The 12,020-nt window shown below is 37.7% G+C and carries 13 protein-coding genes and 2 pseudogenes; 5 read left to right on the top strand and 10 right to left on the bottom strand.

From position 1 onward, the window contains the following. The 5 genes and pseudogenes from ACKI5B_RS12490 to tnpC form a co-directional block, all read left to right on the top strand. Positions 1-645, top strand: a pseudogene (locus tag ACKI5B_RS12490) (B12-binding domain-containing radical SAM protein); the annotation flags it as partial. A gap of 84 nt (positions 646-729) precedes the next feature. Beyond that, entirely contained in the window at positions 730-1,107 is a 378-nt protein-coding gene (locus ACKI5B_RS12485; protein ID WP_277636107.1) for a hypothetical protein, read from the top strand. Beyond that, positions 1,104-1,451 carry an IS66 family insertion sequence element accessory protein TnpB gene (tnpB, locus tag ACKI5B_RS12480; RefSeq protein WP_407429257.1) on the top strand — a complete coding sequence of 116 codons (348 nt, stop codon included), beginning with the start codon at positions 1,104-1,106 and terminating at the stop codon, positions 1,449-1,451. The genes ACKI5B_RS12485 and tnpB overlap by 4 nt, the downstream gene beginning before the upstream one ends. A gap of 43 nt (positions 1,452-1,494) precedes the next feature. Next, positions 1,495-2,133 carry a CatB-related O-acetyltransferase gene (locus ACKI5B_RS12475; protein ID WP_407429255.1) on the top strand — a complete coding sequence of 213 codons (639 nt, stop codon included), beginning with the start codon at positions 1,495-1,497 and terminating at the stop codon, positions 2,131-2,133. Between the two features lie 74 nt (positions 2,134-2,207). Continuing rightward, positions 2,208-3,998: an IS66 family transposase gene (tnpC, locus tag ACKI5B_RS12470; RefSeq protein ID WP_407429253.1), complete on the top strand. Its 1,791-nt coding sequence runs from the start codon at positions 2,208-2,210 to the stop codon at positions 3,996-3,998. A 293-nt stretch (positions 3,999-4,291) separates the two neighbouring features. Here the strand turns inward: tnpC and ACKI5B_RS12465 are convergent, their stop codons facing one another. The 10 genes and pseudogenes from ACKI5B_RS12465 to rhuM form a co-directional block, all read right to left on the bottom strand. Continuing rightward, complete coding sequence (locus ACKI5B_RS12465; RefSeq protein ID WP_407429261.1) at positions 4,292-4,474, bottom strand: hypothetical protein; 183 nt, start codon at positions 4,472-4,474, stop codon at positions 4,292-4,294. Between the two features lie 22 nt (positions 4,475-4,496). Next, a complete protein-coding gene (locus tag ACKI5B_RS12460; RefSeq protein ID WP_407429251.1) occupies positions 4,497-4,856 on the bottom strand; it encodes an arsenate reductase family protein in 360 nt (119 codons plus the stop codon). Further along, positions 4,853-5,044, bottom strand: a complete 192-nt coding sequence (locus ACKI5B_RS12455; RefSeq protein WP_407429249.1) for a hypothetical protein — start codon at positions 5,042-5,044, stop codon at positions 4,853-4,855. Before ACKI5B_RS12455 ends, ACKI5B_RS12460 begins: the two co-directional genes overlap by 4 nt. Positions 5,045-5,071: 27 nt before the next feature. Beyond that, positions 5,072-5,629 (bottom strand): M48 family metallopeptidase, encoded by a 558-nt coding sequence (locus ACKI5B_RS12450; RefSeq protein ID WP_407429247.1) that lies wholly within the window; start codon positions 5,627-5,629, stop codon positions 5,072-5,074. 10 nt (positions 5,630-5,639) lie between these two features. Next, positions 5,640-6,542, bottom strand: a complete 903-nt coding sequence (locus ACKI5B_RS12445; RefSeq protein WP_407429259.1) for a hypothetical protein — start codon at positions 6,540-6,542, stop codon at positions 5,640-5,642. Between the two features lie 11 nt (positions 6,543-6,553). Further along, a complete protein-coding gene (locus ACKI5B_RS12440) occupies positions 6,554-6,733 on the bottom strand; it encodes a hypothetical protein (protein ID WP_407429245.1) in 180 nt (59 codons plus the stop codon). Between the two features lie 11 nt (positions 6,734-6,744). Beyond that, entirely contained in the window at positions 6,745-7,149 is a 405-nt protein-coding gene (locus tag ACKI5B_RS12435) for a (deoxy)nucleoside triphosphate pyrophosphohydrolase (RefSeq protein ID WP_407429243.1), read from the bottom strand. Between the two features lies 1 nt (position 7,150). Further along, positions 7,151-10,189, bottom strand: coding sequence for a DUF3427 domain-containing protein (locus tag ACKI5B_RS12430; protein ID WP_407429241.1), 3,039 nt, complete (start codon positions 10,187-10,189; stop codon positions 7,151-7,153). Positions 10,190-10,264: 75 nt separating this feature from the next. Next, entirely contained in the window at positions 10,265-11,440 is a 1,176-nt protein-coding gene (locus ACKI5B_RS12425) for a DUF6880 family protein (RefSeq protein WP_407429239.1), read from the bottom strand. Continuing rightward, a pseudogene (gene rhuM, locus ACKI5B_RS12420) lies at positions 11,440-11,945 on the bottom strand (RhuM family protein). Before rhuM ends, ACKI5B_RS12425 begins: the two are co-directional and overlap by 1 nt. Positions 11,946-12,020: the final 75 nt, after the last annotated feature.

The raw sequence follows: 12,020 nt of genomic DNA, 5'->3' as shown, positions 1-12,020 counted from the left end.
TCTACTGTTCTTTATGAAAATGTTTCTGAAGAAGTTTTTATTAATTCATTAAATAAGCATTTACCTGATTCTATTCAGCTGAATAAAGCATATATTTTTCCTGTTACAAATCAAAGGCGACGGGAATCTTTAAGTACCGGTCTTTGGGGAAACAAATATGTATACCTTTTTAAGTGTCAAGAAGGCGAGGTAAAAAGTTTTTTCAATTCAGAAAATGCAAAACCATTTTTGTCTGAGCAATCGCTTTGTTCATTTAAGATTGATGAATCAAATGGCATAAAAGTAGAATGTAAGCTGCTCTTTAAAAATGACCGTCCTTTCAGGAATGCAATCGAAGAATTTTTTGGAAAAAAAATCTGGGAAATTGTTACGATTCATAAAACAGAAACTCTAGCTAAACCTGAAATTACAGGCTGGACGAGTGAAATAAATGAAGCTTATCAGAAATCACTTTTAAGTATGAAAAAGCACAGTGAGATGATTGAAATAAACGCACGCTTCAAAGAAAAAATTTTAAGTCCTGAAGAAAATATGAAAAATGCAACGGATAATGCCATATCATATTTTGAACTGTACGAAAAAATAGCATTAATAAACAGGCAGTTAATTGAGCAGCGTGATAATCTTATATCTGGGAGAAAATAAGAGTAATTTCGTAAGCGTCTAATTACCACCACCTAAAAATCAGTAAAATCATATATTAAAATGGTCTCCAAGAAGGAGGCCATTTTGAATTTATTCGAAACAAAAGGCAGTAGAGAAGTCTGGCTTGATCGGTTCGCTGCGTCAAACATGAATATAGACACATTCTGTCAGATGAATCACATCAAAAAAGAAACAATTACAAAAGCTCTGGATGAGAAAATGTCATCTTTCAGAGAAAAGAATCCCCAAAAAGCACCAGCTGTAAATATATCTGACTTTGTTGAAGTTGAAGCTGCTACAGAACCTGTAATTCAAAAGTTTCAGATTATTGACGATGAACCATGCTATGAAAAGGAACCAGAAAAGATCACTGTAAAATTAGGAAAAGCAACAATAGAAGTTCCAGCAACAGTAGGGAAGTTACAATTGCAAACAATATTAAGGGCGGTAGTAGAACTATGAAATTTGATTTAACAAATACAAGAATTTTCTTGAGACCTGGTATTACAGACCTTCGTATCTCAACAGACGAACTTTTAAATCTAATAAAGAATATTATGGGGCAGGATCCGCTAAGTGGAGCTGTTTTCCTTTTCTGTAACAAGCGAAGAAATATTCTAAAGGCAATCTGGTGGGATAAAACCGGATTCTGGACAGCACAAAAGAAACTGGAAAAACATAGATGGCCATGGCCGGAAACGAAAGCAGCAGTAAATGAAATCAATTCAAAGCAGATGGCAATGCTATTAACAGGAATTGATTTTACTCAGATGCACGAGGAACTTTATTTTGAGAAATTTGCATGATATAATTATAAGGCAAACAGAAATTTAGCGAGAAAAAATTAGTATGAAACCAGATCCAAAACAAAAATACCCGATTCCGGGATATGAAAAGGAAATATATGTTAAGCCGACAATAACTAATCCAAATATCATAGTTGGTGATTTTACCTATATTGCTGATTCTGAATTTGAAAGCCATGTAACGAATTTCTATCCATGGAGTAGAGACAAACTTTTTATTGGCAAGTTCTGTCAGATTGCAGCTGGTGTTGAGTTCATGATGAATGATGCAAATCATCAGATGGGAGCTGTATCCACATTCCCGTTCTATACTCTTGAAGGATGGAATATGAAAGCTCCTAAAATAGAGGATATGCCGTACAAAGGAGATACCGTTATCGGAAATGATGTGTGGATTGGCCAGAATGCAGTCATTCTACCAGGCGTTCATATTGGAGATGGTTCAATTATTGGTGCCAACAGTGTAGTAGGTAGTGATGTTAATCCTTACACCATTGTTGCTGGAAATCCTGCAAAAATCATAAGAAAACGCTTTGATGATGAACTGATTAATCTTTTGGAAAAATTTAAGTGGTGGGAAAAAAGTATCGAAGAGATTAATAATTTGATTCCAATGTTGACAAGTAATGACATTGATACTGTTAAAGCTGAACTAAAGGCAATCCTAGTGTGTGATAAATAAAAATTGATTTAAATATCAAAAAATCTTTTGAACACCTATTTTTAAAGTTTTTTAAATATGTTAACATTTAAATCGTGGGAATTAACAAGGGGATTACATTAGAAGAGGCTCTCAAAATGCTGGAAGCTGCCAACTCTATAATTCAGAGTCAGCAGAAGGAAATCTCTGACCAGCAGTTAAAAATAGATGCGCAGGCTAGTGTAATCGTTTCTAAAGACTCCCAACTTCAGAAAAAAGATCTTGAAATCAAAGCTAAGCAGAAAGAAATCGAGCTTAGAGAATCTGAAATAGAACAAAAGAACCTGGAAATAATTCAACTACAGGAAAAGCTTGCAACACAGTTACGATTCCGCTTTTGTGCAAGATCAGAAAAATCTGATAATCAGCCAAGCCTCTTTGATTTTGAAGACGAAGCATTCATTCCATCGGAAGAAGAAATAGAAGCAAGTGTAGCAGGCGAGGGACCTTATAAAGAAGAACTTGTCAAAAGTTATAAAAGACGTAAGTGTGGCCGCAAAAAGCTTTCTGAAGATTTGCCTCGACGCGAAGTATATCTTGATATTCCGGAAGAAGAAAAGCATTGTGCATGTGGTGCTGAACTCGTAAAAGTAGGGGAAGACCGTTCAGAACGTCTTCAGGTTATTCCAGCCCAGATTTACGTTGAAGTAACTGTACGTCCTAAATATGCCTGCAGAGTATGTGAAGGAAGCGGAGATGAAGATCATCCTGTATTCCGTCAGATGCCTGCACCTAAAACAATAATTCCCAAATCAATTTCTACACCGAATCTTCTTGCATTCATTTTTACACAGAAGTTCTGTGAACATAACCCATATTACAGACAATCAAAAGCTTTTGAGAGACGTATGATTGATATTTCAAGAGCCGATATGGATAACTGGCAGTTAAAAGTCTATGAAAAGCTGAAACCTATGGAACAGATTTTTATGGATCATATAAAATCCGGTCCAGTTATGAACATGGATGAAACTACGGTAAAAGTTCTTAAATATGACAATGCCGAAGCTAATAAAGACCGGAAAAAATCATATATGTGGCTTGCATGTGGTGGGCCGTTAGATAAGAAAGCCGTTATTTATCGATATTTTGAAAGCAGGCATCCGAAATTCATAAAGCCTTTTATAAACGGATTTCAAGGATGGCTCCAGACGGATGAATATGGCGGTTACGAGGCCGCTCTGGAAGAACATGAAAAACTATATCCTGATGATCTCATAATTCATGTAGCATGTATGGCACACGTCAGACGCAAGTTCTTTGATGCAGTAAAATGCGGCCATGGGAATGCCGTTAATGCACAAAAGGCTGTGGATTATATCCAGAAAATATATTTTCTTGAAAACAGACTTAGAGAGAAAAATCTAAGTAATGATGAAATCGTATCAGCACGAAAAGAGAAGATACTCCCGATTCTAAATGAGTTCCATGATTGGTTAATTGAAATACAGCCAACCGTAATTCCTGAAGTAAAATTCGGAAAAGCCATCAGTTATGCACTTAATTCATGGCAGCATATTTTAAATTATATTGAATGTCCGTATATTTATCTTGATAATTCAATCGCAGAAAGATCTATAAAACCATTTGTTCTTGGCCGCAAAAACTGGCTGTTTGCAGGTTCAGAAGATGGAGCCCGTTCAAGTTGTCTCTTGTTCAGCCTGATAGAATGTGCTAAAATACATAATAAAAATCCAGAAGATTATCTTCGTTGTATTTTTGAACAAGCCGCAGATACTGACGGCTGGACCGAAGATGACTGGAAGCAACTCTTACCTTGGAACATAAAAATCACGTCTTTTGAAGCCCAAGGTGTCTGGATGGTGCCCCAGGGGGCCCAAAATTGACGGACACTTATAGAGAGTTAGAGGAGCAACTTTCTATAATGCACGTTCTGTCGACCTGTAAATTCTTGCTTTTATTAAATTCGCCTGGAAACCCCTATTTTCCGAATCTTACCTTAAAAGTCGGTCATTAACAGTCTTTTAATTCTGGATGCAGGCTTTCTAATTCTTCAAGAGTGAACTTGTATACATTTTCGTCAGAGAAATTCAAATCTCCTTTAATATCTGAGACCCAAATGGGACTGAAGTTTTCCAGTTTCTTTATCCAAAGCCATCTCAAATTCTTTTTTTTCTGTTTATTTCTTTAGATTCTGAGCCACTAAAAGTCTTTTCAAAATTATTTTATCCATACAACCGCAGTCTTCCAGCGTGAGCGTAATGTCCTCCGGCAAAAGTACACCGATAAAATGAGTCTGCTGCGGGAAGTTCCCGCCTTTATTACCGTTTCCGCCACCGCGGTTATTGTTCCTGTTTTTCATTTGGCGATTTGGCAAAACCTGCTTACTTCCATTCTTCCCAAGTTTTCTGTGCAAGTCCTACTGTAGCCGTATTTTTACCGTTACGGCACACCGGCTGCTTCATCAGCTTGAGCTGATTTTCAAAAAGCTTATCTGCTTTTTCGCTGTCATCAAGGTATGCGATGCTGGCGTAATCCCTGGACTTTTTATCAGTCATTTCTTCGATGGCGTCTGCCCTGCTTCCGGCTTCATGTGCGATTGCATCTACCACACTGTCAAACTCACCCCGGGAAAGAGATTTTTCTTTCAGGTCCACAAACTGAACCGGAATACGGCGTTCTGCAAACCATCTCTGCGCAGTCTTTACGTCAAAGTTCTTTAGAGTTCCAAATATCTGAATCATTCGTCATCCCCCCAGGAATCATATTCCCCGCGGTTAGCCTTTTTGCTCGACCATCCGCTTGATTTTTCTTTCAGCATTTCGGCATCTTCCCGCCCCTGAAAAACTCGCCAGTCTCCATAGCGGGAATCGTTTTTTGCAGAGGAAACATCTTTGTTCTTTTCTCTTAAATCTTCTAATCCGTTAGCCATATTTTCAATCCTTAGCGTACCATTATATCACTGAACTCTCTTCATATAAACACCGCCGTTTTCTTTGAGCCACTTATTGCAGCGTTTATAATCGGGGAACACTCGGTCAATTTCCTCGTAAAACTCTTTTGAATGATTCATGTGCCGGCGGTGGCAAAGTTCATGAACAACTACGCTGTCCAGAATCTCACCCGGCATTAACACCAAAAGACAGTTAAAACTTAAATTTCCATTTGCCGAACAACTTCCCCAGCGTGTACTTTGCAGGCGAATCGAAATCCGCCCGTAAGTCACGCCGATTTTTTCCGCCCAGTACGCAACCCGCTCCGGGATAATCTTTTTCGCCTGCCTTTTTATCTGCTTAATTTCATCCTGAGAAAGAAAACCCAAAGCTTCAGCTTTTTTAACTTCATGGTTTTGTTTTTCCAGATGCTTTGTAATCCAGTCCTTTTTAGAAAGAAGAAATTCCTTCACCGTGCGTTCACTGGTTCCATACGGAGCTTTTACAAGAACGCGGTTGTCTGTCATTACACTGACAGAAATAGAGCGGCGTCGGGATTTTTGGATGATGTAGGTAATTTCCATCTTCAAGCCTCTAGAACAAATCCAGCATGGAATCCAGGTAAACTGCTTCCCGCACTTCAAGGTGATGTTCCGGCTTTGTCATGTAGTACAAAAGAAACTCCAGCACCACCGCACTTCCAAGAGAGCGTCCTTCAATCTTAAAGTTCGTAAACCCCATCGGAAGATATGTTTCAAGAATATCCTGAATGCCGATAAAGGCCCGGTTTTTCATCGCAAGCGAAAATCTATATCCGTCCTTTGCATCCGGGGAAGCGCATTTGTGGTCGGGGGCTTCTTCTCCAAGATTTTTACGGCTCACATTTTCATAGCACTTTTTACGGTTTTTACAGCCAAAATCACAGCATTCATTACAAAGAAATTCAGTCTTATCTTTTTGCTCCTGTGTGAGTGTTCTAAGCCGGTCAAACTCTTTGTTCAGTCGGAAATCCGGCACTACAAACTTATAATCTACACGGTTCAATTCGGCTTCAAAGTCCGCAAAATCTGTGAGCACCTTTGTAGTTGAAGAAACAAGATACAACTCAGGATAATTTGCTTTAAGATATTCCGCCAGCAAATCCGAGTGAACAATCACACCGTTCTGCTTATTGCAGAACATCCGGCACAAATCATTGCACTTCTTATCCGCCAAATGCTCCTCTTTCAAAAGCGAATTACTGAACGTAAGCCGTGCCGAAATCCCATATTCTTGTATCAAAGCCAAAAGTTCCGCCGCATCTGCTTCGCCAAATCCAGCCCTTCCCCCGCCCCACATACAGTCAGCAGGAGCGCCGTAAATTGAGCCGATATCGCACCAGTCATAAAACCAGTCGCGATGTTCCTTCCATAAGGGAAGAAAAATCTTGTACAGCTCGTAGAATTCAAAGAGACCGGGAAGATGATAACGGGCAATGCGGGAAGAGTGATTCGTCATCAAAGCGTGAGTTATTCCCCAATCACATTAATCTGGCAGAGCTTCATTGCAGAAAGCGCCGTTTTATGACTAACAGGCGTAACGCAGGCACAGCCCTGAATATCACAGGTGTGCTTAATAGGATTCTCATATTTTTGCTGCAAATCCTTGTAATCTGCTTTTCGGATTGCGGTGATTTTTATTTTGAGCATGATTATTAATTTTACAAAACTTCTTCTATCTTATCTAGAATCAACTGGTCTGCCGGGAGCCAGTCTACAGAGTGAAGTGTTTCTTTTGTAAGCCATCGTGCGGCTTCATGTTCCAGCAATTTAAGTTTCCCAGAAACAATCGTGCATAAAATACAGTGCATTGTAAGATGAAAGTTTGGATAATCGTAATCTACTACTCCAAGTTCTCGTTCTGCACGAACTTCTGTCGCAAGCTCTTCACGAATTTCGCGAACAATGCACTGTTCCGGAGTTTCGCCCGATTCAATTTTTCCGCCCGGAATTTCCCAACCGCCTTTGTAATCACCGTAGCCTCGCTGAGTTGCAAAGATTTCTTTTTTATTTGTATCTGGATTTGTGCGAAGAATGATTGCTCCGCTTACTGTGATTTGTTTCATTTTATGCCACCAAATAATTGAATAAATTTTGAGGAACAGGATTTTCCATATCGAACTGGATATTTACCACAGGAACATCTGTTCCTTCTTTATCTTTCATTGTTGTATCAACAAATGAATTATAACGCATTTTGCCCATGTAATAGAAATCCGAACCTTCGCCATCATTCTTTTTAACAAAGAGCATAATTTTGATATTGTTCTGAGACTGGTTAATAAGTGCCACAACTTCATCTGCTTTTGAAGTTCTTCGGCTGCGGCTCATCCAGCTGAATCTTGTATTATCAATAAAGCCATCTTCATATTTTGTCGTCTCAGATATATCATCAGATTTTTCATAAGTTACAAAGATTGGGCAGGTATATTCTTCTGTGGAAGTTTCTGTCTTATATCCGTAAACCGTGGAAGAACAGTCTGATTTCCAGTTAAGCAGTTTACAGACATCTTTTCTGGAATACTTTCTGTAGAGAACTAAATTATCATTCACAATTCTTTCTTCCGGTTTTAGAGTTGCCCGTTTTATTCCATATTCAAGACAATCAGAAAGTTCTGCTCTATAAATGTCGGAATCGAGCAAGTTGTCGAAATCTTTCGTGCGCGTTAATTCCGAATTTTCATATTCAACATATTTTATACCACCGTACTTTTTCTTGTCGTTCTGTGTATAAAAATCTGGTGAGAGAAGATTAAGCATGCCTTTAAAATCATTTTTTGTAAGTTTTACATTATACTTAACCAATTCTGCTGCGAAATCATTAATGCAAATTTTCTCCTGTTTGAGGAGAATTGAAACAAGCAATAACTCATGTATTCTTATTCCACGCGCAAATTCAATCGAGAAAAATTGCAAAGAACAAAGCTGTTTTATGGAAAGTTCTTCTGCCTTCTTTTCGATGCTGCACTTAAATGCGTAATAAGAGCCCTTGTAATCTATGAACAAAAATGGATCAATAAATCCGTTGTTTACAAAATCCATCATTGTCGGGATTCTGGCCAGACGCATTTTGAGCTTATTGTATTCCTCTTTAAGAAGTTTAAGCTGTGTAAAATTAGTATCATTAATTGCCTGATAAATCTTTTGGCGGGCAATCTCATTAATCTGAACTGTTGAAGTTCCTGGTAAGCCGGACGAACCCGTACTCATTACTTTACGTAGATTATCTTTGTTGTACGAATTATCTCCATAGAGAGCAATCGGAATAAAGAAATTGTTTTCGTAGTTCCCGATAAAATCTATAACTGAAACATAGGATTTTCCCTTGAACTTTCTTAATCCACGGCCAAGCTGCTGAACAAAAATAATAGCGGATTTTGTTGGACGAAGCATTACAACCTGATTTACAGATGGAATATCAACGCCTTCATTAAAAATATCTACGCTTATTATGTACTGCAAAGGATTTTCATCAGATTCCAGTTCCTGAATTACTCTTTCACGTTCTGAATCTGAATTTTCACCTGTAAGATATTTTGTATGATAGCCGTCATTGTTTAACTTTGCAGAAAGCTCTTTAGCTTCTTCTACCCTGCTGCAAAATATCAATCCCTTTACAGGGTAAGCAAAATTTCTATAAAGGTTTATAGAACGTTCAATATGCTTTATTCGCTCTTCACAAACAAGCTTGCTAAAGTCTGATTTGTCATCAATAACTTCACCATCAACAGTCAAATCGGAAAGACCATAATAATGGAAAGGACAAAGCAAATCTTCTTCCATTGCTTTTTGAAGTCTGATTTCATAAGCAATATTATTATGGAACATAGAGAAAATATCAAAGCCATCAGTACGCTCTGGAGTTGCAGTAAGACCGAGCAGGAATTTCGGAGTAAAATAATCAATTACTTTTTTGTAGCTTTCAGCCCCTGCATGATGAACTTCATCTACGATGATGTAATCAAACTCATCCTTTTTGAAAGATTTTAGAGTTTCTTCTTTAGCCAATGTGAAAACTGAAGCAAAAAGATAATCCGCATTTACATCTTTTTGGTTTCCGGTTAAGAAGCCAGTTTTAATAGTTGGAAAGATATTCTTAAAACTTTTTTCGGACTTTTCAAGAATCATATCCCGATGTGCGACATACAATACTTTTTTAGGTTTTTCCTGTTTAACATCAAAAATGGAAAGATAGGTTTTACCGGTTCCGGTTGCTGCAATTAGAAGGGCACGATTTTGATTTTCTTCACGCAAATTATGCAGCGCTACCAATGCTTCTTCTTGCATCGAGTTTGGAACAATTTCCAACTCCTCTTCTTCTTCAACTTCAAACTCTGACGGCGATTCTGTGAACTGTTCAAATTGAGTTTCTTCTAGTTCTGCTTTAAACGATGGAATTAATGTAATAGATTCTTCTATTTGATTTAGTTCTCTTTCTTGCTTTCTCAGTTCCTTAATTTGTTTGTTAACAAGCTTTAATGAAAGTTTCTTTTCTTTATATTTCTTTGAATACTGTTCAAGCCATTTTTTATCAATAACATCTGCTTCATTCCAGATATGCTCAAACTCTTCACGTACAGTAAAAACAATCTGACCATCGATGCAAGAAAGAAACTTAACACTCCATTCCTGATTCATTGTAAGAGCTGAAGCTGTAAGATTTGCGCTGCCAATTATCATTGAATAATAATTACTCTGCTTAAAAATATAGCCTTTTGGATGAAAACCGCCTTTAGTATATGCACGAATTTCAATATTCGGAAATTGCATTAATTCCTGTATGGCAGACGGTTGCGTAAAATTCAGATAATTAGTTGTGAGAATTCGACCTTTTACTGCTTTTTCTGGATATTTTTCGCTATATATTGCTAATTCGTCTAATGTCTGCTTAATTGTGGCAAGTCCTTCGTTATTGATAAAGGCGACAGAAAAATCAAAAGCCTGGCAAGATTCCAATTCTTCTACAAGCGATGACAGAATTTTCTTTTCTTTATGATAATTGTTAACTAGGAGAGTTGGAGCAAGTTCATTTATTGAATGATGTGTTTTTGAAATAAAACCTGTCTGTAAACTTTGCAATAATTGATTGGAATCTAAATTGAGCATACTTGCAGCTTACCAGGAATAGAAGAAAAGGACCAGATCTTTTCTTCTATTCCCCTATCTCTTCCAAAAGTTAGTTTACCTGTATTTTTCCCAGAAGGCATATTTCCTGAAATGTTTTTCTTCCAGCTTCTTTTTGTATTCGCTGTGAGCTTCAACTCCACGCCAGTCTTTTATTTCTGCAGCAAGGTCATCCAGAGTTTTCAGATGTTTAGCAGCTGAGGAATAAAACTTACTCTTTGCATTATCAAGATAGTAGTTCAACGGAACTCTAAAAATTATTGTCTGTGTAAGCGGCGAGCAGATTTTCTTAATTTTCTTAAGGTCGCTTGCTTCATAATGCTCTGCAAGAATCTTAAAGAAATCATCTCCAAAAGCATTTTTTATTTTTTCTGCGGTTGATTCTGATGGTGAACTGAAAAAATCTTCGCAATAAAAGTTCTTAAGCGCATTTTTATCATCTGTTGCAAGGTATATCTTTTCTAAGATTTCTGACTTTTTGTAACCCCAGTAATGTGTGTCAATTTGATCTGCAAACTCAAGTGCCTTTTTTGCATCCCCATAATTCAGATAGCACAAGGCAACTTCATAAAAAGCTTCTCCCCATAGCTGACCATCTGGTCTCATTTCGCGCAGGAGTTTTTCCAAAAGAGGCGCATCATTAACGGCAAATGCTAAATCAGGCATAATATAGTCATGTGTAAATTTTTTCGTCATAAGAGTGCGGATGTTTTCCTGTGGCAAAAGTTCTGCTACATGTTTTAAAACACCGTCATGACATCCGTAATGATTGTTTTCAAGTAAATCAAAAATTATCTGAGTAAGTTTTTCTTTGTCTTTATAGTCAGGTGAAAATTGGGAAAAAACCTTTACCGCCGCCGAATTAAACTCGTAACCTAAACCACCGTCGCTGTCATCGCAATTGTTGCAGCATTTTTCGTCCAGAGCAAAGAATTTTACCAGAAGATCAACGGCAGATTCAGCGTCTTTTATATTGATTCTGATATTTTCAAGAATACTTTCCAGCTGTTCATAGAGTTCATTGCGACTCCGCCAGTCATAAAATCTGCGGCTCTTTTTTATTACGGCAATATCTGCTTTTATAGCCTCATAAGCTGCATCTTTACCAGCCGCTGCATTACGAATCATTTTTTCAAGCTCCGGATTCTGGCGCGCAAAAAGTTCAATTATTTTAGCAAGATCATCTGTATCCATAGTGGAAATTATTTCTGCAAGTGGTTTATTGTCTTTCATTAATTACTCTTCCTTACCTGCTTTTCTGCTTTTTTCATAGTCTGTTCGTGACTCACGCTACCCGCTCCTTGTAAAAGCTTTCGTTTTCCAGAAGACAGGACAGAATCAAGCTGCTCAACATAGTCACTCATGTACATCGGCTTATGCTCTATTGCATTGATTTCCGCAATATCGAAGTAACCGGAAACAAGATTATTCAGAATCTTAAGTTCATCTTCTTTTAGATAATTCTTTGCAATTTTTGCATCTTTTAATGATGGAAGTTCTCCAGAAAAACTTGTAAGGCCCATAAACGGCTTTTCTGCATCAGTCCGTTCATAAATAACTTCTGCAGCTGTGTGACCATGAGCTGCAAAATGAAGCTTATTCTGTACAATTTTAAAGAACTGAATCGATTCATCACTTTTTGGATTGTAATCCACGCTGGTTGCATATAAGTCGAGCTATTTGCCCAGATGCGGAACTGTGTTCCTCGCTGCGATTTTACGCGATAGCCTACAGAAATTATTACATCGAGATTGTAATAATTTGTTGGTTTAGTAACTGTAGAAGAAAAGGGGCTGTCCCAAAAGTATGGGGC

The organism is Treponema sp., assembly GCF_045657965.1.
Classification (GTDB): domain Bacteria; phylum Spirochaetota; class Spirochaetia; order Treponematales; family Treponemataceae; genus Treponema_D.
This window is presented reverse-complemented; position numbering and strand designations above follow the sequence as displayed.